Below are 20,837 nucleotides of genomic sequence, written 5' to 3' on the forward strand. Positions count from 1 at the left end.
TCGGTGCAGAACCTCATGTTTTTTGTGGGGTGATCCGTTCTTTCCGATATTGTCACATCGCAGAAAACTTTACAAGAAATGAAGGGCTACGATCGAGGCAGGAGGGCCAGGTCAACCACATCGGTAACCTCACCGGCAAAAACTACTTCGAGATCCAAAAGAACATCTTCTTCCAGACCGGCGACGTCAGGCCGGTTTCTTTCCGGAAATACAACGCAGCGAACCCCGGACCTCTGTGCGGCGAGTATTTTTTCTCTGACTCCTCCTACGGGTAAAATCCTGCCGCTCAGTGTGACCTCGCCCGTTAGCGCAACATCCCGGCGCGCCGGACGTTGAGTAAGCAGAGATACAAGAGCCAGCACGATGGTAAGTCCTGCCGACGGGCCGTCCTTGGGAATGGCTCCCGCCGGTATATGGATGTGAATGTCGGAATCCTTAAAAAAGTCGGGATCAATCCCCAGTTCTTCTGCATGACTTCGTACATAGCTGAGGGCGGTCTGGGCGGATTCTTTAAGGATAGTACCAAGGGATCCTGTGAGGATGAGCTGCTGGCTTCCTCTCATTCGAGCAGCTTCCACAAAGATTATTTCACCGCCTACCTCACTCCACACAAGCCCCGTGGTCACGCCTATTCTGTGTTTTGCCGCTGCAACCTCCAGTTCGTACTTCGGAGGACCCAGAAGTTCCCGGACGACCTCCGGCGTAATGTCGCCGACCTCTTTGTTTGAAGGGTCTGCCAGGTATAACCGGGCTATTTTCCTGCAAAGCGTTGCCACCTCTCTTTCCAGCCCCCTCACTCCGGCCTCACGCGTGTATTCCCTTATCACCGTCTTTATGGATTCATCTTCAAACCTGATTTCTTTTTCTCTAAGCCCGTGCTCTCTGAGCTGTCTTGGGATAATGAAGTTTCGGGCAATAGAAATCTTTTCACGCTCGGTGTACCCCTGAAACTCTATTACTTCCAGCCTGTCCAGAAGAGGACGAGGTAGTTTTTCGACCATGTTTGCCGTTCCAATGAACATGACAGCGGACAGATCAAATGGGACATCAAGATAATAGTCCACAAACTGGTTGTTTTGCTCCGGATCCAGAATCTCAAGGAGAACCGAAGCGGGATCGCCCCTGAAGTCCTGCCCTACTTTGTCTATCTCGTCGAGCATAAAAACGGGGTTTTTTACTCCCAGCTTCTTTATCTCCTGAATGATACGGCCCGGCATGGCACCCACGTAAGTGCGCCTGTGGCCGCGAAGTTCAGATTCGTCTCTCAAACCGGCAAGAGACATTCTGACGAATTTACGGCCCAGGGCATGGGCGATGGATCTACCGATTGAAGTTTTCCCCGTTCCCGGAGGGCCGGAAAAACAGAGTATCGGTCCACGGGCTATCTGCAGGTGCCTTCTTTTAACCCTTATGTCGGCAACGAGTTTTCTCAATTCGTCGAGCTTGATGGGTTTGGAAAGGTAGTGCACGGCTCCTTTTTGTAGTGCTTCGACGGCAGTGCTTACGGTAGCATAGCCCGTGATTATAACGGTCTCGGTTGCAGGAGAAATCTTTTTTACGGCTTCAAGGAGCTGCAAGCCGTCCATCTTGTCCATTTTCAGATCGGCCAGAACCAGGTCGAACTCCCGTTTCCTGACCTTTTCGAAAGCTTCCAGTCCGTTTTCCGCCGTATCTACCTCGTAGCCCTCTTTCCTGAGAACATACTCAAGGTTCGTTCTGGCAATCTGTTCGTCATCGACCACGAGTATTCTGAATGGCTGGAGTGAGCAGAGAGTCCTGGTCGCCAGGTATTCCAGAATTCGATCCTTTACGTGACGGAGCCCGTGATGCTCCTGATCCAGAATTTTCTGTGCCCTTTCCAGATCAAGATTATCTTCCGTGTATCGGTTCCAGGGGAGAGAAATTAAAAAGTCCAGGTAGTTTATTCCTATAGAGTATTCCGCTACGGAAGGGTCTGTGGATCTGAGTTTTTCCAGTTCCTTCATGGCAACGGAAGATACGGCAGGAGGTAGTTGAGCATTCTGGATTCGCTCCTGAAGTTTATCCAGATCCTTGGTCTCTTCGGACACCTGCGAGGGCTCTTCGGGCTTTTTAAAAAAAATCATAACAGCCCCTCCGGGGACTTAATGTTGCATCATGAAACGATACGATGTTCTTTGTAACAAACCCTATGTTATTGATTCAACAGCAATTTGTTCCCTCTGTCCACTCAATATTGCAAATTGCAACGGCAAAAATCCTGCAGCCTGATCCGGACTATCGGGCCAATGCCTTGAGTTACAGAGCCTTACGATAACAGATCCTGTTTGGCATATCCATTGTAATTAATTCCGGGCGAAAGAGAAACAAACAGAAAAGAGGAGGGCACCATGAAGCGGATTAAAGAAAAGCTTGAGGCGCTGGCGGCGGCCGTGGCCTTTGCCGAGGCCGGAGAGGCCGAAGAGGCAATCCGCCTGGCGAGGCCTGAGAAAAGAGAAGAGCGCCGCGTGGTTAAAAGAAAGACCGCCGATCGTCCTAGGGCAAGGATTTATAAAAGCTGATGTTTGCAAAAGGGGGGATGATTATGTTAAAGAAGATCACAAAGCGTTTCAAAAAGGGCGACGTTAAGGTAGAAAAACGGAGCACTCTGAGAGAAGCTGTTGAAGCCAGTACCGAGGCTATCACTTTTGCAGAAGCAGGGTTGGGGGATCATGCGCGGCAGGTTATGGCTCGTGCTGATGCAGAACCCAAGAAGGTTTTGGTCGTCAGTCATGAGGATTGTTTTTCCAGAGCGGTCGTCGAATATGCCCTTGGGTTTGCGGAGCGAATGGGTTATGAAATCGTTGCCATGAATGTGTTGCAGATTGCCGACAGGCCGGAAACGGTGGCTCCTTATTGCAGTCTGATTGAGGAAAGGTTTAAGGAAAACGCCAAAGAAAGTGTTGCGGAGTTTTATCGTGAGGCTGAAAGGCGGGGCATTCCTTTCATGCATATGGTGAAAGTGGGTCCGCTGGACAAGTGTATTAAGGAAGCCGTTGGAGAGTTAAAAAGGGTTGAGTTTGTTATAAGCGAGCCCGAAGCCCATCCCGAGGTTGTACATGAAACCGAGAAAACGGTAATTCCGGTCTATGCGGTTTCTTCCGTTGCTTAGAAGGGGCTTTCTTCCCCGGATGGCACTATGTCGTCCGGGGAAGAAAATTTTTTGATACAAATTGTACAATAAATCACAAAAGGGGGGTGTAATGAATGGGAACTTTTGGTTGCGACTGGGGCTGCTCATCATAGCATTCCTTCTGACCTTCTTTTTCAGGCACGAGAACAAAAGAAAGGAGAAAAAGACCATTCACCTTTCAGAGTGAGAAAGGAGTGCGACCGTGACGGCTGACATGGTTCTTACTTTGGCTGTGCTTGCCTTTGCAATTGTGCTCTTCGTTTTTGAATGGGTGCGGGTCGATGTCGTGGGGATCATAATGATGGTTCTTCTTCCCCTCATGGGACTCGTAACCCCTCAACAGGCCTTCTCAGGACTGAGCAGTAATGCCGTGGTATCCATCATTGCCGTGATCATTATCGGTGCGGGACTGGACAAAACCGGGGTAATGAACAAAGTTGCCACCCCCATTATCAAATTGGGGGGCAAAAGCGAGCGGCGGGTCATGGCTCTGGTCGCCGGCACGGTGGGTGTTATATCCAGCATGATGCAGAACATAGGCGCGGCCGCTCTTTTTCTACCTGCAACCCAGCGTGTCGCAAAACGCCTGGGAATCCCCGTCTCCAGGCTTCTAATGCCCATGGGCTTTTGTGCCATCATCGGAGGTACGCTGACGCTCGTTGGGGCAAGCCCGACCATTCTCCTTAACGATCTTCTGGTTCTGGAAGGTAAGAAACTGGAACCCTTCGGTCTGTTCACGCAGACCCCGATTGGCGTCTGCCTGCTCTCAAGTGCTCTGCTTTACTTTGCCCTTTTCGGCAAATACGTTCTTCCCGCCAGCTCTGGTGAGGCAGATGTGGGCATAACTGCAAGGCTCCTTGAGGTTTATTCCGTTTTTGAGCAGCCCTATGAGGTGGAAGTTCCGGATGATTTTCCCGGTCCCAAAACACTTGAAGAACTCGACATTCGAAGAAATTATCTCGTTACGGTGGTGGCCGTAGGCAACCCAAAAACCAAGAAGATGCGAAGGGTTGTCCAGAAAGGAGAATCCATATCGCCGGGGGATGTTCTCGTGGTCATGGGGAAGCGCGAAAGGGTTGAGAAGCTTGCAGAAGATATGGGCTGGAGATTGAAACCCTCGCTGGATTTTTTTGCCGACGAATTCGCCCGTACCAATTCAGGTGTTGTAGAGACCGTAGTGTCTCCCCGCTCGGAGCTCGTGGGAAAAACCCTTGAAGAAGCAAAGTTCCAAAATCGATTCCGGGTTAATCCCCTGGCTATAAATACAGGAGACAGGATATACGTGACCGGCATAAACCATGTGCGGCTGAAAACCGGGGACGTTATACTTCTTGAGGGACCCTGGGAAAGATTCCACCGCATAAGGAATATGCCTCAACCTAGAATTCTGACCTTTGCAACCCCTCTCGAGGGCGAGATACTGAGGCCGGAGAAAGCAAAATATGCAATTTTCTGGCTTGCCCTGGCCTTGAGCCTTGTGATCTTTACGAAGATTCGCCTTTCCGTTGCTCTTATGACCGGTGCTCTGGGCATGATCATAACGGGTGTACTGTCCATTGATGAAGCCTATCAGTCTGTCGACTGGATGACCGTGTTCCTGCTGGGAGGGCTTATACCTCTGGGGATAGCCTTTGAGCAGACCGGGACGGCAGCTTACATCGCGAGAAAGGTCATGGATATGGTGGGACAGGTCCCCCCGATTGGCCTGCTTACCGTAGTGGCCGTTATGACCTCCTTCTTTACACTGGTTATATCCAATGTGGGAGCAACGGTCCTGCTCGTGCCTCTATGCATGAACATGGCCGTAATGGCCGGTGCAGACCCGAGGATGGCCGCTCTTGTGGTGGGGATCTCGGCTTCCAATACCTTCGTTTTGCCCACGCATCAGGTGAATGCGCTTATCATGAGACCCGGAGGATACCGAACAATTGATTATGCAAAAGCCGGTGGCATTATGACGCTGATATTCCTGGTCGTTGAACTTTCGATTATATACTTCTTCTACGGCGTTTCCTAGGGATATGCCCGCCCGATTTCGGGCGGGCATATCCTAACTTCTGCGGGCCTCGTGGGTTTCGGCCATGAATATCGTGCATATCAAAACAACTGCGGAAGCGACCACAAGCAAGAGGAAGAGCGTTTTGTAAGCCTCTACGGGATACCCCAGACCTTTTGCCGGATTTCTTCCGTAAAGATCCAGAACCCGTCCCAGAAGTGGCATTGCAATGGCACCACCTAAAAAGGGAAATAGGTTTAGAGCCCCGAGGGCCGTTCCGGCCGTTTCAATGGGGAAAAGTTCTTTAAGGGCCGTGAAGGCTATTACCACAACAGAGGACGATCCGACGGAAAAAAGAAGAAAGAATAGGATCAGTAACGGCAGTGAGAGTCCTGAGGGATAAAGATAGAGCAGTAAGAGCTCCAAAGTAACAATCATGGCGCACAGAATCAGAGGGATTTTTCTGCTCTTCAGGATCCGGTCCGAGAGTAATCCCAAAATAGGGCTCCCAAAGATCATTCCCCAGGCTATAAGGCTGAGGATCATGCCGGCCTTCTGTCTGTCCATTCCGTAGGTGTCCATGAGATAGGGGCCGCTCCAGAGAGCTCCGAAGCCGAAGAATATGCCGTAATTAAAAAAAGCCCAGGTTGCGAAAATCCAGAACTGGCGGGACGAAAACACCTTCTTGCTCGCTTCTCTTAAGCTGTATGTTGCATTGGCTCCGCCCGGGTTACCGGAAAGGCTCCCGTTACAAGAGCGACGCACTTTGTCCTCGGGAGAGTCCCTGACGACGAGCCATACAAGAGCCGCTATGACGAGGGTGGTGATTCCTATAATTTTGAAGGTCGGTCGCCATCCAACCGTTGCCGTGAGGAAAGCAAGAATCCATGTTGCCCCCAGAATTCCGAGGCCTCCCACTGCATTGAGCAGGCCGCTTGCCGAAGCGAACTCCAGCGGATGAAACCACTTTGACAGTATTTTCATCGTGGGAATGAAGACAACTGCAGCTCCCAGGCCGACCAAGAATCTGCCGACAAAAGCTATCGTGAGGTTCGGAGCATAGGCGAAGACAATACTACCCAGTGCCGCAACGCAGGTAAAAAAGGTTACGGCCTTTCTGGGGCCCACCGAGTCGGAAAGAAGGCCTGAAGGGAATTGCATCAGGGCATAGCAATAAAAATAGACGGATCCCAGGAGGCCTATTGTCTGAGCAGAGGTTTGGAATTCCGAAACCAGCCTGTCGGCAACTACAGAAAAAGAAACGCGATGGAAGTAAACGAAAAAGTATGCCAGAGCCAGTGCCGAAAAAACATACCAGCGATAAAATGCCGTCGACCTGATGTCGACTGAGAGGGATTCTTCAGCCTTCATAAGTTAGCTCCCTGCAATTTTCGCACACCACAATGCCGTCAATCGGCGAAAAAGCCGTAAGGGATCTTCGCCAAAGCATACCGAAGTTTTTATGGTATCCACCGGCTCGCCGTCTCTTCTGCCCCGTTCCTTGAACCCCTATTCGCCCGGTTGTATCAATCTCCCACCTTTTATTCCAGATCTTTTTGGCTTTCCTTGCTGCTCCTCACCTGTCCCGAAAAAGAAGAACAACGAATAGGGCGATAAAACAGGATAGCCCTTCAACAACTGGAGAGGATACAGACTATCACTTTACAAAAACGACTGTCTACCCGATTCAGATTGCCTGTCGGTCTGCTCGAGCCGTTTTTTCAGCTTTTGTAAACCCGGTTTCGTTCCCGATTTGAGGTCACGTGTTCGTTTTTGCGGGCGGTGTCTAATGCGGAAGGTTACATCTCAAGCGGAAGCTCCATCTGTAAGGGCACGGTGGTTCGCCTTGAGAAATATGGGCGCTGGGTGGTAATAACGGGGTTGGTGTTGTGGGTTTTTAATGTGTGGCCGGTCGGAGTTGATTCGACCGGTTTTCCCGTTTTTCGGGCTTTTTTGTGGCATATGGCCAACCGTGGGTCATTGGTGGCTTCTTCAATCCTTGACAGAGCATAACATTTTCTGTATGGTTCATAGCCGTGAAGATTTTAATGGCTTGAAGGATCTGGATTGAAAAGGGCGTTTTTACTTACCGGGTTGGAACTTCAGACCAACCGGGATTAGTTCGGAGTAGGCACGTAGCTCAGGGGGAGAGCGCTACCTTGACGCGGTAGAGGTCGACGGTTCGAAACCGTCCGTGCCTACCATCTATTGTGATCAGGAGAGTCAAGGGTGGGGACTCGCCAGTTGGATGTGCGAAAGTAGTTTTATTTTATCTTTCTATACGCGGAATTAACATTGGCAGATAGCACAGTTCATAGGGCATCGCCACTGGCGATGCCTTTTATTTTAAAGTTAGACCGATGGGGGGTTTTATGGAACAGGAAGTTGTAGAGGTGAAAGGCTCGGACGGCAAGCTTCTGCAGGTCGAGAAAGGGACCCCGGTCAGGGAGGTGTTGAAGAAACTGTACGGTGAACTGGACACTAAATGGGTCGCCGCCAGGGTTAACGGAAATCTTTACGACCTGGATCGCCCCCTGTACGAAAGCGGTAACCATACCGTTGAACCCGTATCGATAGATTCTCCAGAAGGTCTCGAAATTTTAAGGCACAGTACCTCACATGTCATGGCTCAGGCCGTAAAAGAACTTTTTCCCGATGCCAGGGTTGCCATAGGTCCGGCAATCGAAAACGGTTTTTACTACGACTTTGATGTACCGAAACCTTTTTCTCCCGAAGATCTGGAAAAGATAGAAAAGCGAATGTCTCAGATAATTTCGGAGCGGGTGCCTTTCGTAAGACGGGAAATGCCGCGGGAGGAGGCCATACGATTTTTCAGAGAAAAAGGAGAAAAGTACAAAGTGGAGCTTCTGGAGGAGCTCGACGAGCCGACAGTATCCCTTTACCAGCAGGGTACTTTCGTGGATCTCTGCCGTGGACCCCACATACCCGACACCGGCTACATAGGAGCCTTCAGGTTAACCGGCGTGGCCGGGGCCTATTGGCGGGGTGATGAGCGTAATCCGATGCTACAGAGGATTTACGGTACCGCTTTTGCCGATAGGCAGTCCCTGGAGAGGTATTTGAACTTTCTCGAGGAGGCAAAACGAAGAGACCACAGGCGGCTGGGGCGAGAGCTGGATCTTTTCCAGTTCAGCGACGAAGTGGGCGCAGGAATGGTTATTTATCATCCCAGGGGAGCCATGCTCCGGCAGATCCTTGAAGCCTTTGAGAAACGGGAACATCTGCGCCGCGGATATCAGATTGTCATGGGTCCGACTCTTCTGAAGACCGAACTCTGGAAAAGGTCGGGACACTTCGATAATTATCGGGAATTTATGTATTTTACGGAAATTGAGGGTCAATCTTACGGTATAAAACCGATGAACTGTCTCGCCCACATGCTGATTTATAAATCCAAAGTGCGGAGCTACAGAGATCTGCCCATTCGTTATTTCGAGCTGGGAACGGTTCATCGTCATGAAAAGTCCGGTGTATTACACGGTCTCCTGAGGGTAAGACAGTTTACTCAGGACGATGCTCATATATTGTGTACGCCTGATCAACTTCAGTCCGAGATTCAGGGGGTTATCGATTTTGTAATAGATGTTATGGATATGTTCGGGTTTCCCTATGAAATGGAGATCAGTACCCGTCCTGAAAAATCGATCGGTACCGATGAGGATTGGGAAAGGGCTACCACGGCTCTTATGAGTGCCCTGGATGCCAAGGGAATTCCTTATGCCATTTGTGAGGGTGAAGGGGCCTTTTACGGTCCAAAAATTGACGTAAAATTGAAAGATGCGCTGGAAAGAAGGTGGCAATGTGCGACGATTCAGTGCGATTTTACTTTACCGGAGCGATTTGATTTGACATATGTAGGGCCTGATGGAGAAAGACATCGGCCTGTGATGCTTCATCGGGTTATACTGGGTGCAATGGAGAGATTTATAGGGATTCTTATTGAGCATTACGCAGGGGCTTTCCCTCTGTGGCTGGCTCCTGTACAAGCCGTTATCGTTACCGTTACTGATAAGCAGCTGGACTATGCCCGGAAGGTCTGCGAAGAACTGCGTGATGCCGGGGTGAGAGTCGAACTGGATGACCGCAGCGAGAAGCTGGGATACAAGATCAGGGAAGCTCAGGTTCAGAAGATTCCTTATATGGTGGTTATAGGCGACAGAGAGGTTGAAGCAGGAATGATAAATCCCAGGAGACGCGACGGAAAACAGCTAGGGGCGATGAGTACGGATCAGTTCGTGGATCTCCTGGAAAAAGAGTGTCGAGTTGAGTCTAAAGGGCGTGTAGGATTGGGGATTATTTAAAAGGAGGGTTCTGCTCTGGAGCGAGAAGTACGTGTTAATCATGAGATTAAGGCTCGTGAGGTGCGTCTGATAGGCACCGATGGGAAGCAACTCGGTATTGTACCGCTTTCACAGGCGTTGCAGATAGCGGAGGAAGAGGGGCTGGACCTGGTGGAAGTTGCTCCTCAGGCCGATCCTCCCGTCTGCAAGATCATGGATTACGGTAAATACAAGTACCAGCTCAGCAAGAAGTCTCAGGAAGCCAGGAAGAAGCAGACCGTTATCCAGGTCAAAGAGGTCAAAATTCGTCCCAAGACGGACGAACACGATTTTCAGACCAAGTTACGCCACATCAGGCGCTTTCTGTCTCAGAGGAACAAAGCCAAGATAACGGTGCTTTTTCGAGGGCGAGAAATCGTTTACAAAGATCAGGGTTATCAGATTTTAGAGCGGATCCGCCAGGAGCTGGAAGGCGAGGCCGTGGTAGAGCAAATGCCCAGAGAAGAAGGGCGGAACCTGGTTATGGTTCTGGCTCCGAAATAATGGTTTTCAGGCGGTATACGGGGAGTTTCCTCGTATACCGTGAGTTCCTTGTGAACCTTATTGGTACTCTGTTATTTTAATTCCTTCAGGGAGAAGGTTTTTGAGCTGATGGTGCGTGTTGTTTTGTACCGTCCTGAGATTCCTCAGAATACCGGGAATATTGCCAGGACGTGTGCAGCTACTCGTACACCGCTTCACCTGATAAGGCCCCTTGGGTTTCATCTCAGTGACAGACACCTCAAACGGGCAGGTCTGGATTATTGGCCTTATGTTGATTTACACATTCACGAGTCCTTTTCGGACTTTCTGGAGACGGTTCGCCCGGGGCGATGCGTCCTCTTTTCCACCAGAGGTAAGATGCTTTATACGGATTGGAGATTCAATATTGACGACTGTCTTGTCTTTGGGTCCGAAACCTCCGGTCTTCCCCGTGAGCTTCTAGAGGATCCTTCGTATCCGGTAATAAGGATTCCTCATGATCGAAGCCGAGTGAGAAGCCTTAACCTTTCTACCGCTGTGGGAATCGCTCTGTATGAAGCTCTAAGACAGCTTGAGTTTGGCACTTTGTTTGCCGGGATATGCCGCCATGAAGGGGGAGGCCATGGTGAACGATGCGAAGGCGTTGTGTGAGCGGTTTTTTGATCATTGTCCGGAACTTCGCGATCTTGGGTTCTATCTGGTCGTTATGAGGAAAGGCAAAAGGTACTGAGTGGTTATTTTTGAGAGCAGGGCCTGCTCGAAGACCGATCCTCCTTTAAGTTCTTTTCAGATAGTTCTGGATAACGGCGATAGTGTGGTTACAAGGCCCGATCTCTGGTCGGAAAAACTTCGAAAAGCCGTAGATACTGCCAGGAAACGCAGGTTGGGGAGAGACCGTTCCGTATCGGAAGATGGTGCATGCTGTTTTTCCGTCTTGTAGACCATGGAGGAATGAATCGGTGGCCGAAGTCGAGTGGAAGGGAATTACATGGCGAGCTGCTTTCGGCAGTTTTTCTGTGAAGGAGTTGCTTACCATTCTGAAGGGCTATGGCTCCATGGAGATTGTTTCTTTCGAAAAACCCGGTTGTTATCGCGGTACGGTGAGCATAGCTCTTAACGAGGAGGGGAAAAGAGATATTACCGTGTATTTCCTTGAAGTTTTGGGGCCTAAGCGAAGGGGAATGGGAAGACATGCCCTGAGAGAGCTTAAGGGAATGTTCGGAGGGAGGATTTTCGTTGAGGATCCGGGAGAAATACTAACCGACGAATATTCGATAGCGGAAAGCCTACTCTTTTGGTTGCAGATGTACAGGGAAGGCCTTATAGACGCTCTCGACAGCGATTACATTGTTCTGAAACCAGACATGAGCCTGGAAGAGCTCAAAGAGGTTGAGTCCAGGGTGGAGTGTTACATCAGGGAAAAAAGGGCGAATAAGAATGTTTATCCGGGCTCGTGAAAAAATTCTTTCTCACATGCAACTCGCAGAGATGTGTAACAAATACAGGGAGCAAGGCTTGTGTATAGTCTTTACAAATGGATGTTTTGATATTCTTCATCCGGGACATCTGCGCTACCTGGAAGAAGCAAAAGCACAGGGAGACATCCTCATCGTGGGGGTCAACTCAGACAGGTCCGTCGCCATGCTAAAGGGACCCAAAAGGCCCATACTTGACGAAAAGGCAAGAGCCGAACTGGTGGCAGGGCTTCACTGCGTTGATTTCGTTACCATCTTTGATACTCCCGATCCTCTACCTCTGATTGAGCTTATTATTCCCGATGTTCTGGTAAAGGGTGCCGACTGGGATGAACATGCCATAGTCGGTCGTGACGTGGTTCTAAAACACGGAGGAAGAGTTTATCGTGCGCCCTACCTGAGCGGGTACTCCACGACAGGGATCATCGAAAAAATAAGAGGCGAATAGCCGGGAGTCCCGAACTTCTCCCGGCTTTTCCGCCGTTAAGCCCCTTCCGAAACCTCCGGGACCATTTCTTCGTTTATGTACTGCCTGGCCAGAGAGTATGGATCAGACTCTTTGTTAACTATCATCGATACTATATCTTCCAGCTCAAGACCTTTCTTTCTAAGCCTTTTAACCATTTCCTTGAAAAGCTCGTCTTTCAGTGTTTCCGAAAATTGATGTAGAACCCGCTTCCGAACTATCTTCTGCCATTCCTTCTCCCTGGCCGATATGAACTCCCTGTGTTTTTCTATGGCTTCGCAGAGATCGTCTATTCCTATGCCTTTGTGTGCCTGAGTCTCAATTACAGGAGGATCCCATCCGTCTTCTGCCCCTGCTTCCATGCGAAAGCGTTTCCCCATTTCAAGGAGATTTCGCAATTCCTGGACGGTTTTCTTCGCGCCCTCACGGTCGGCTTTATTTACCACAAAGATGTTACCGATCTCCATAATACCGGCTTTTATGGCCTGGATGTCGTCCCCAAGCCCCGGGACGGTAACGACAAGGGTTGTATGGGCACAATCGGCTATTTCCACCTCACCCTGGCCGACTCCCACGGTTTCCACAAGGATGATGTCCTTCCCCATTGCGTCCAGCACGGTAATCATGTCGTGAGTGGATTTGGTAAGGCCGCCAAAGTGTCCACGGGTTGCAAGACTTCGAATGAAAACCCCGCTGTCGAGGAAATGTCTCTGCATGCGGATGCGATCTCCGAGAATAGCGCCGCCGCTGAAAGGACTGGTGGGATCAATGGCCAGGATCGCAACGGTTTTTCCCAGCTTGCGGTAATAGGCCGTCATCTGATCAACAAGGGTTGATTTACCGGCACCCGGTGGGCCGGTAATGCCGATGACGTAGGCCTTTCCGGTATAAGGATAAAGTTCTCTGAGAATCGTCCTGGTGGATGGCACCTGATCGTCGATGTCACGAAGCAGTCGTGCCACAGTCCGTACATCGCCTTTTAACACTTGCTGAACAACGTCGCTCATAAAAACACCTTCTTTCTCTATGACGATGAGTCTCCTTTGCCTGTGGAGCGATCACATTTTTCTGGGTTTAACGTTTTCTCTAACCCACCTGATTATATCCTCAAGCTTTGTACCCGGAGTAAATATTTCTTTTATGCCGATCTCTTTAAGCCTGGGTATGTCCTCGAGCGGGAAAATCCCCCCGCCTATTACCGTGATGTCGTCAGCACCGTTTTCTTTTAGCAGTTCCATTATTCTGGGAAAAGAGTAGTTATGTGCTCCCGAAAGGATACTTAGCCCTATGAGATCCACATCTTCCTGGATTGCCGTTTGTACTATCTGTTCCGGAGTCTGGTGACATCCCGTATAGATTACCTCAAAACCCGCATCACGCAGGGCTCTGGCCACAACCCTTGCACCTCTGTCATGACCGTCCAGCCCCGGTTTTGCTATTAATACCCTGATTTTTCGTTCCTCTGCCATACAGTTTCCCTCCTCTTAGAATGATGCCGGGTCGGTATAAGTCCCAAATACCTCTCGATAGACGTCACAACACTCCTGCTCCGTTGCGCCCGCTTTCACGGCTTCGATGAGAGCCGGCATAACGTTGTTTTCCCAGCAGGGAGGCCCCTCACAACGCCGCCTTAGCTCGTCCAGTGCCTTCTGGAGCTTGACCTTGTTGCGTCGTTCTTTGAACCTGTTTAACCGCTCTATTTGCAGCCGTTCTATTTCGGGATCGATCTTAAGGACCTCCAAAGGTGGAATTTCGGAGGGAAACTTGTTTATTCCGATAATAATTTTTTCGCCTCTTTCTATCTGCTGCTGAAATCTATATGCGCTGTCGGCAATCTCCATCTGAGGATAATTCTTTTCTATTGCCGCAACCATTCCTCCCATCTCGTCGAGCTTGCGGATGTACTCATTGGCTTCTTCTTCCATGCGATCTGTCAGGGCTTCCACGTAATAAGAGCCCGCCAGCGGATCGATGACGTTGGCAACTCCGACCTCGTCGGCCAGAATCTGCTGTGTTCTGAGTGCTATCTTCACGGCAAATTCGCTCGGGATCATGTAAACCTCATCGAGAGAGTTCGTGTGCAGGGATTGACATCCTCCGAGAATTGCTGCCAGAGCTTCTGTAGTGGTTCGGATTATGTTGTTGTAAGGCTCCTGAGCCGTAAGAGAACAACCTGCCGTCTGGACATGGAATCGGCACATCATGGACCGGGGTTTCTGCGCCTTGAAGCGCTCCTTCATTATTCGTGCCCACATTCTTCTTGCGGCTCGCATCTTTGCTATTTCTTCAAAGAAGTCTATGTGAGAATTCCAGAAGAAGGAGAGCCTTCCGGCGAAGTCGTCAACGTTTAAGCCCCGCTTTATGCACTCTTCTACATAGGTGATACCGTCGTAAATCGTAAAGGCCAGTTCCTGAACGGCCGTTGCTCCCGCCTCTCGTATGTGATACCCGCTTATGCTTATTGTGTTCCAGCGGGGAACTTCCCGTGTTCCGAACTCAACGGTATCAACGACGAGTCTGAGGCTTGGCTCGGGGGGCAACATGAGTGTCTTCTGGGCGATAAATTCTTTAAGACAATCATTCTGAATGGTTCCGCCGAGCTTACGCCTGTCGAAGCCCTGGTTTTCCGCATTGGCTATGTACATCGCCCATATTACCGATGCGGGAGGGTTGATGGTCATGGAAGTGGTAACTTCCTCAAGGTTTATACCCGCAAAAAGCCGTTCCATGTCCTCTATTGTGTCAATGGCAACCCCACATCGGCCGCATTCTCCCCGGGCGAGAGGTGAATCCGTATCGTAACCCATTAAAGTGGGGAAGTCGAAGGCGACACTCAGCCCCGTTTCTCCATGATTTATGAGGTAGTGAAACCTCTCGTTTGTCTGTTCCGCTGTCCCCAGGCCGGCAAACATTCTCATGGTCCATAGCCTGGCCCTGTACATCGTGGTCTGCACGCCTCTGGTGAAGGGATAGCGACCCGGAAAACCGATGTCTTCCAGGTAATCCTTGTCTTTTATGTCCAGGGGCGTGTAAAGTGGCTTTACTTCAAGATCGGAAACGGTGGAAAACCTTTCAAGCCGTTCCGGGAGTTTCTGAAGTGCCTTCTCGTATTCCTGAAGCCACTCCTTATACTCCTGTTCAATCCGCTCAATTGCCGATTCAGAAAACATTTTTCCCATTACCGATTCCCTCCTCATCGTCCTTCTGGTAAGGCATCAAAATACCTGGCGGGATAACTAAAATGATTCATGTTTGCCAGAATGTTCTTTGATATGAAACAATGCAAATGATGCTTCAAAATCTCGTTTATCTCATAGTTTGGTAGTTATGGGATGTCAAACAGTTTTTGTAAGATGAAACTCCAGGGTCTGGAGGATCGAAATGAAGCTGCTGGTCACAGGTGGTGCAGGTTTTATCGGAAGTCACATAGTTGATGGTGAGGTTGCAAGGGGGAGTGAGGTTGTCGTGGTGGACAACCTTTCAACGGGTAAAAAGGAAAATCTCGGTTCTGATGTGCCTTTTTACTGCGTGGACATCTGTAATAGAGATGAGATTTTTCGGGTTTTCCGTGAGTTCAGGCCCGAAGTGGTTTCTCATCAGGCCGCTCAGGCTTCCGTGAGCATCTCGGTGAAGGACCCTTATGGCGATGCAATGGTCAACGTTATGGGGACTTTGAATGTCCTTGAAGCCTGCCGAGAGTTTGGAGTGAAGCATTTTGTTTTTGCCTCAACAGGAGGGGCAATTTACGGGGAAGTTCCCGAAAATTCAAAGGCTTCTGAAGAATGGACCCTGAATCCCAAAAGCCCTTATGCGGTTGCCAAGGCATCAGTCGAACACTATCTCAGGGTTTATCGCCATAACTACGGTCTTTCCTATACGATACTAAGGTACGCAAATGTCTACGGCCCACGACAGGATCCCTACGGTGAGGCCGGGGTCGTTGCAATTTTCTGCGAGCGTATTCTGAGGGGGTTGGAAGTAACGGTTTATGCCCGAAGAAGTGTGGGAGATGAAGGATGTATAAGGGATTATGTCTATGTCGGAGATGTAGAGAAAGCCCACAGTCTTGCCGTCAGAGGGCGTCTTCTGGGAGTTTTCAACGTATCGACGGGGAAGGGGACCACTACCAGAAGGCTTCTTGAGCTCATAAGCTCCATTGCGGGGAAGAAACCCGGAGTTCTTTTCGCACCGCCAAGACCGGGGGATCTGGAGGTAAGTATCCTGGACAATAGTAAAATTAGTTCTTATGTAGATGGTTGGACGGAACTTGAAGATGGTATAAGGAAAACCGTGGAATGGTTTTCCCGTTCTCTGGGTTGAAGGAACCATTAAGTCCATTTTTTTAAATTGTTGCCGGGAGGAAGGGCAACTCGTGAGGTTGCCCTCGAGATTGTGAGCTGTTAGACTGGATCGCACGCAATAGAGCTTATGAGAGGAAAGTAAAATGGCACTGCTTCGTATCCACACTTATCCCGATCCTGTATTAAAGCAAACGGCGAAACCCGTCGGCTCTGTCGATTCTTCCGTCAGGAAACTCATAAACGATATGGCAGAGACGATGTATGACGCTCCGGGCATTGGCCTTGCGGCAACTCAGGTTGGAGATCTGCGCAGGGTAATAGTTCTGGATCTGCAAAAACCGGAAGTTCAGGAAGGGCTAATTGCCCTTGTTAACCCCGTTATAGTTCATGCCGAGGGTCGTACCAAGTATGAAGAGGGCTGCCTGAGTGTGCCGGGCTATTACGCCAGGGTGAAGCGCTATGAAAGGGTCAGGGTTAAAGGGTTAGACCCGGATGGTAAAGAAGTTGTTATCGATGCAGATGGGCTTCTCGCCATAGTTTTACAGCATGAGATTGATCATCTTGACGGCTATCTTTTTATTGATAGGCTTGGCCCGGTGGCAAGAGAGCTTTTCCTGAGGCGCTGGAAAAAGAGCAAGATGGCTCAGGAAGCGGGGATTGCCGGCTGAGATGGTCGCGGTGGGCAGAGCTGTGAGAATTGTTTTCTGCGGGACTCCTGAGTTTGCCGTTCCCACCCTTGAAGCTCTGTACGCTCGGTCGATTAAGACCGAAAACACGCCGAGGTTTGAAATTCTCTGTGTGGTTACCCGGGAAGATCGTCCCAGAGGCCGGGGCCTGAAATTAACCCCGCCTCCGGTTAAGGTCTTTGCGGAAAAAGTGGGCCTTCCGATCTTTCAGCCCGGCCGTATTCGATCCCCTGAAGCCGTGAATTTTATCAGGTCTCTTGCTCCGGATGTGCTCGTCGTTGCAGCTTACGGTCAGCTTATTCCCGAAGAACTCCTTAAATTTCCCCTCGGTGCATTGAACGTGCATCCGTCCCTTCTGCCGCGTTTTCGTGGAGCGGCCCCCATTCAGCGGGCTATCCTTTCCGGCGATGAGGTAACGGGGGTTACGATCATGCTTATGGACGAGGGAATGGATACCGGGCCCATTCTGGCACAGAAAGTTGTTGGAGTTGGTGAATGTGAAACTGCTGGCTCCCTTCACGACAGATTAGCCCTTATGGGCGGGGAGCTTCTGGTTGAGACTCTCGAAAAGTGGGTAAAGGGCGAGGTTGAGCCGAGAGAACAGGACGAAGGAGTTGCGACCTATGCTCCTCCCATCTCCAAGGACGAAACGATTATTAGCTGGTTTGAGCCGGGGTATCTCGTTTCCCGTCGCATCCGGGCCTTTGATCCCCTTCCCGGAGCCGTTACCTTTTGGCGAGGGAAAAGAGTAAAGTGTTTTGGGGCGTCGCGGCCGAGGCCCGTCAACTTTAATGTAGAACCGGGCAAAGTTATTGAGGTTGCTAATTCTGTAGCCTGGATCTGCGCCGGAGACGGTACGGCCGTCCCGGTAAGGTTTTTTCAGCTTGAGGGACGCAGGCGCCTTGGGGCTGAGGAGTTTGCAAGGGGATTGCCGGAATTTGTCGGATCCGTGCTCGGTGAGATGAGGTCGTGAGGGCATCTGATAGGACTGAAGGAGATCGCAGGGCTTTGAAGGAAAGTCGATCTGCCGATAAAAGACTTTTCCTGCTGATAATCCTGCTTACCTCTGTTCTGGTCATCCTTTTTTGCTTCCTTGCCTACGCCGTACCCGCAATGGGATTTCAGGCCCTTCCGAACTTCGTCAGGTGGTTTTTCCTGGGAAGCCTGATACTCGGCGGCGGCTCGATCCTTTTGGTCCTTTCTCTGCTGGTCGTTGTTGTTGTTCGAGGTCGGGACATACCGTTGCCTTTTGCCAAAAAGCTCAGGAGCATTGCCATAAAGTATTTTTTGCCTCTTTTTATAGTCGTCGGGAGATTGATAGGGCTTTCTAAAGAGGATGTTCAGCACGCTTTCGTCAGGGTGAATAACGAACTCGTGATGGCCTACTGTCGCGACGGACATCTTCCACGACGGATCTTGCTTCTCATGCCCCATTGCCTCCAGAACAGCGAATGTCCCGTTAAAATCACTTACAGGGTCCAGAACTGCAAAAGATGCGGTCGCTGCGTAATAAAGGATCTTCTGGAGATTTCCGAACGCTACGGTGCGGCTTTAAGTGTTGCGACCGGTGGGACGATCGCAAGGCGTATTGTTGTGGAAACGAAACCGGACCTGATTATTGCAGTGGCCTGTGAACGAGATCTTACGAGTGGTATTCAGGATACGGCTCCCCTGCCGGTGTATGGAATCTTCAACCGCCGACCTCACGGTCCCTGCTTTAATACTCAGGTTGATGTTCAGGCGATAGAAGGAGTGTTAAGAGAAGTATGTGGCGGTGGATTATCCCCTTCTAAAGAAGGAGAGATAGAAATCGGATGATGACACCAAGAGCGCTGGCTTATCATGTTCTTCTTCACATCGAGCAAAAAAACGTTCACCCCGATAAACTCCTGAGGGCTCTTTTGAAAAACCACCCTTATCTCTCTCCTGCCGATCGGGCTCTCATTACGGAATTGGTTTACGGAACCCTGAGGTGGCAGGGACGGCTGGACTGGCACGTACAGAAACTGAGCAGGGTTTCCTTTGAAAAGATCAAGCCCGAAGTGAGAGTGCTGTTGAGGCTGGGGTTGTATCAGTTGTTTTTCCTGAACCGGATACCGGATCACGCTGCGGTAAACGAGACCGTGAGAATAGCACGGGCAACTCAGCCCAGGTATATTGTCTCCTTCGTCAACGGAATTCTCAGAGAAGCGGCCCGTAGAGGCCCTGATGAGTGGGAGTGGCCCGATCCGGAGAGGGAGCCGGGGAAATTTATAGCCGTAACCACTTCCCATCCTCTCTGGTTTGTTGAAAAGCTCGCAAAAAAATTCCCCTATGACGAAATCGTGGAAATATGCGAGGCCAACAATAGAGTTGCCCCTCTCGTTTTTCGTTTTCATCCGGAAAAGGTGAGCCTTGAGACCCTTTCTGACTGGTTTCGCGAGCGGAGCTGTTCGGTGGAAGAGGGGAGGTATCTTCGGAACGCCCTCAGGGTCAAGGGGCTGAGAGAGGATCTTTCTCAAATGGAACCTTTTGTTAAGGGGTGGATTCAGGTTCAGGACGAAGCGTCTCAGCTCGTCGGTTATATGGTTTATCCCCTGGCCGGAGAACGGGTTCTGGATTTATGTTGTGGGCACGGAGTAAAAACAACACAGCTTGCTTTCCTTATGGAGGGGAAGGGCGAGATAGTTGCCGTTGATTCGGCCGCCTGGAAGCTGGAGTCGCTGGAAGAAAATGCCCGGAGACTCGGGGTTTCCATTATTACCCCCCTGGTTTCCGATGTAAGGTCTCTCAGTGCCGACGAAATAGGACTTTTCGATAGAGTACTTCTGGATGCGCCGTGCACGGGCTGGGGAACGGTGCGGCGCAATCCTGACATTAAGTGGAAAACCCATCCCAGGGATCCCTGGAGAATATCCCGGCTTCAGTGGGATTTGTTGAGTCATGCATCTCTGTTCGTCCAGCCCGGAGGGACTCTGACCTATGCGACCTGTTCCATCTTCGATGAGGAAAATCTCGAGGTAGCAGTGAAGTTTGAAAAGTCCTTTGGCTGGTCCAGGAAGATCTGGGGAGGTAATAAGGGAATAAGGCCCGGAGACCTCCTGCCCGAGGTGGACGAGATTGTAAGGGACGGCTATATTCAGACCTTCCCGCACAGGCATGATGTGGACGGTTTTTTCGTAATCACCTGGGAGAGGCCGAAAGGTAAGAGGTAGCTGTTTATGGAAAAACCATTGATAGCTCCTTCGATACTTTCAGCGGACTTTTCCCGCCTGGGAGAAGAAGTTAGAGCTGTTGAATCGGCGGGTGCAGACTGGATCCATGTGGATGTCATGGACGGCCACTTCGTTCCAAATCTCACCATTGGCCCTCCGGTAATATCGGCAATAAGAAAGTATTCAACTCTTCCCTTTGACGTTCACCTTATGATCGCCCGACCGGAAAGGTATGTGGAGGACTTCGTCGCTGCCGGGGCCGATTGGCTGGTGGTTCACGTTGAAGCCTCTGTGCATGTACACAGGGTAATCCAGCAGATAAGGAAAGCAGGAGCACGCCCCGGAGTAGCCGTTAACCCGGGTACTCCCATTTCGGCAATCGAACCTCTACTGGATGATGTGGATATGGTGCTGGTTATGTCGGTTAATCCTGGATTTGGCGGGCAGAGCTTCATTCCCTCGGTGGTTCGCAAGATAGAGGTTTTGAGAAAGTGGATTAAGGAACGGGGACGAGAAGTTCTTATAGAGGTTGACGGTGGCGTGAACGAAAAGACCATACCCGTTCTGGCAAACTACGATGTGGACGTCTATGTTGCCGGAACGGCCGTTTTTGCCGGAGGCGATTATGCTGGGAATATTAGTAGGTTGAGGAAGGCGGCAGCCGGTTTTCGCGGCCGTCTATTGAATCAAGCCGATTCCTGTGATATGGATTAAAAAGATGCATGTTGAATGTCATCGCCATTAG

20 protein-coding genes and 1 tRNA gene are annotated in these 20,837 nt (G+C 50.3%); 16 read left to right on the forward strand and 5 right to left on the reverse strand.

The features are described from left to right. Positions 1-86 precede the first annotated feature (86 nt). A complete protein-coding gene (lon, locus tag BM091_RS05065; protein WP_093393962.1) occupies positions 87-2,105 on the reverse strand; it encodes an endopeptidase La in 2,019 nt (672 codons plus the stop codon). A 264-nt stretch (positions 2,106-2,369) separates the two neighbouring features. Here lon and BM091_RS13855 point away from each other — a divergent pair, with 264 nt between their 5' ends. The 3 genes from BM091_RS13855 to BM091_RS05075 all read left to right on the forward strand — a co-directional run bounded on the left by BM091_RS13855 (position 2,370) and on the right by BM091_RS05075 (position 5,168). Beyond that, positions 2,370-2,540, forward strand: coding sequence for a hypothetical protein (locus tag BM091_RS13855; RefSeq protein WP_177193529.1), 171 nt, complete (start codon positions 2,370-2,372; stop codon positions 2,538-2,540). A 23-nt stretch (positions 2,541-2,563) separates the two neighbouring features. Continuing rightward, positions 2,564-3,130 (forward strand): type 1 periplasmic-binding domain-containing protein, encoded by a 567-nt coding sequence (locus tag BM091_RS05070; RefSeq protein WP_093393963.1) that lies wholly within the window; start codon positions 2,564-2,566, stop codon positions 3,128-3,130. 223 nt (positions 3,131-3,353) lie between these two features. Next, positions 3,354-5,168 (forward strand): SLC13 family permease, encoded by a 1,815-nt coding sequence (locus tag BM091_RS05075; RefSeq protein WP_093393965.1) that lies wholly within the window; start codon positions 3,354-3,356, stop codon positions 5,166-5,168. A gap of 33 nt (positions 5,169-5,201) precedes the next feature. Here the strand turns inward: BM091_RS05075 and BM091_RS05080 are convergent, their stop codons facing one another. After that, positions 5,202-6,518: an MFS transporter gene (locus tag BM091_RS05080; RefSeq protein ID WP_093393966.1), complete on the reverse strand. Its 1,317-nt coding sequence runs from the start codon at positions 6,516-6,518 to the stop codon at positions 5,202-5,204. A gap of 758 nt (positions 6,519-7,276) precedes the next feature. On the opposite strand from BM091_RS05080, the gene BM091_RS05090 reads away from it, so the two are divergent. The 7 genes from BM091_RS05090 to rfaE2 all read left to right on the forward strand — a co-directional run bounded on the left by BM091_RS05090 (position 7,277) and on the right by rfaE2 (position 11,893). After that, a tRNA-Val gene (locus BM091_RS05090) sits at positions 7,277-7,351 on the forward strand. Between the two features lie 168 nt (positions 7,352-7,519). Next, positions 7,520-9,469, forward strand: a complete 1,950-nt coding sequence (gene thrS / locus BM091_RS05095; protein ID WP_177193530.1) for a threonine--tRNA ligase — start codon at positions 7,520-7,522, stop codon at positions 9,467-9,469. 15 nt (positions 9,470-9,484) lie between these two features. Beyond that, complete coding sequence (gene infC / locus BM091_RS05100) at positions 9,485-9,991, forward strand: translation initiation factor IF-3 (RefSeq protein WP_093393971.1); 507 nt, start codon at positions 9,485-9,487, stop codon at positions 9,989-9,991. Positions 9,992-10,099: 108 nt separating this feature from the next. Then, positions 10,100-10,621 carry a tRNA (cytidine(34)-2'-O)-methyltransferase gene (locus BM091_RS05105; RefSeq protein ID WP_093394277.1) on the forward strand — a complete coding sequence of 174 codons (522 nt, stop codon included), beginning with the start codon at positions 10,100-10,102 and terminating at the stop codon, positions 10,619-10,621. A 79-nt stretch (positions 10,622-10,700) separates the two neighbouring features. Next, the gene (locus tag BM091_RS05110; protein ID WP_093393972.1) at positions 10,701-10,910 is read left to right on the forward strand and encodes a hypothetical protein; all 210 of its coding nucleotides are present in this window, start codon (positions 10,701-10,703) and stop codon (positions 10,908-10,910) included. A 19-nt stretch (positions 10,911-10,929) separates the two neighbouring features. Beyond that, on the forward strand, positions 10,930-11,427 hold the full coding sequence (locus BM091_RS05115) for a hypothetical protein (RefSeq protein ID WP_093393973.1): 498 nt from the start codon (positions 10,930-10,932) through the stop codon (positions 11,425-11,427). A 31-nt stretch (positions 11,428-11,458) separates the two neighbouring features. Then, positions 11,459-11,893 carry a D-glycero-beta-D-manno-heptose 1-phosphate adenylyltransferase gene (gene rfaE2, locus BM091_RS05120; RefSeq protein WP_281243976.1) on the forward strand — a complete coding sequence of 145 codons (435 nt, stop codon included), beginning with the start codon at positions 11,459-11,461 and terminating at the stop codon, positions 11,891-11,893. 35 nt (positions 11,894-11,928) lie between these two features. On the opposite strand, the gene meaB is transcribed toward rfaE2, so the two are convergent. The 3 genes from meaB to BM091_RS05135 are packed head-to-tail and all read right to left on the reverse strand — an operon-like array spanning position 11,929 to position 15,081. After that, on the reverse strand, positions 11,929-12,918 hold the full coding sequence (gene meaB, locus BM091_RS05125; protein WP_093393976.1) for a methylmalonyl Co-A mutase-associated GTPase MeaB: 990 nt from the start codon (positions 12,916-12,918) through the stop codon (positions 11,929-11,931). 51 nt (positions 12,919-12,969) lie between these two features. After that, on the reverse strand, positions 12,970-13,380 hold the full coding sequence (icmB, locus tag BM091_RS05130) for a coenzyme B12-dependent isobutyryl CoA mutase small subunit (RefSeq protein WP_093393978.1): 411 nt from the start codon (positions 13,378-13,380) through the stop codon (positions 12,970-12,972). Between the two features lie 15 nt (positions 13,381-13,395). Beyond that, positions 13,396-15,081, reverse strand: a complete 1,686-nt coding sequence (locus BM091_RS05135; protein WP_093394279.1) for a methylmalonyl-CoA mutase family protein — start codon at positions 15,079-15,081, stop codon at positions 13,396-13,398. 211 nt (positions 15,082-15,292) lie between these two features. Here BM091_RS05135 and BM091_RS05140 point away from each other — a divergent pair, with 211 nt between their 5' ends. The 6 genes from BM091_RS05140 (at position 15,293) to rpe (ending at position 20,806) form a co-directional block, all read left to right on the forward strand. Next, positions 15,293-16,231: an NAD-dependent epimerase/dehydratase family protein gene (locus tag BM091_RS05140; RefSeq protein WP_093393979.1), complete on the forward strand. Its 939-nt coding sequence runs from the start codon at positions 15,293-15,295 to the stop codon at positions 16,229-16,231. Positions 16,232-16,355: 124 nt separating this feature from the next. Next, positions 16,356-16,880, forward strand: a complete 525-nt coding sequence (gene def / locus BM091_RS05145; protein ID WP_093393981.1) for a peptide deformylase — start codon at positions 16,356-16,358, stop codon at positions 16,878-16,880. After that, positions 16,870-17,871, forward strand: a complete 1,002-nt coding sequence (gene fmt / locus BM091_RS05150) for a methionyl-tRNA formyltransferase (protein ID WP_218148812.1) — start codon at positions 16,870-16,872, stop codon at positions 17,869-17,871. The genes def and fmt overlap by 11 nt, the downstream gene beginning before the upstream one ends. Continuing rightward, positions 17,868-18,716: a DUF116 domain-containing protein gene (locus tag BM091_RS05155; RefSeq protein ID WP_245735272.1), complete on the forward strand. Its 849-nt coding sequence runs from the start codon at positions 17,868-17,870 to the stop codon at positions 18,714-18,716. Before fmt ends, BM091_RS05155 begins: the two co-directional genes overlap by 4 nt. Continuing rightward, positions 18,713-20,092 carry a 16S rRNA (cytosine(967)-C(5))-methyltransferase RsmB gene (rsmB, locus tag BM091_RS05160; RefSeq protein WP_093393982.1) on the forward strand — a complete coding sequence of 460 codons (1,380 nt, stop codon included), beginning with the start codon at positions 18,713-18,715 and terminating at the stop codon, positions 20,090-20,092. Before BM091_RS05155 ends, rsmB begins: the two co-directional genes overlap by 4 nt. Positions 20,093-20,098: 6 nt before the next feature. After that, positions 20,099-20,806, forward strand: coding sequence for a ribulose-phosphate 3-epimerase (gene rpe / locus BM091_RS05165; RefSeq protein WP_093393984.1), 708 nt, complete (start codon positions 20,099-20,101; stop codon positions 20,804-20,806). The last annotated feature ends 31 nt before the right edge of the window (positions 20,807-20,837 follow it).

The sequence above is a fragment of the Thermodesulforhabdus norvegica genome, assembly GCF_900114975.1.
GTDB classification, from domain to species: Bacteria; Desulfobacterota; Syntrophobacteria; order Syntrophobacterales; family Thermodesulforhabdaceae; genus Thermodesulforhabdus; species Thermodesulforhabdus norvegica.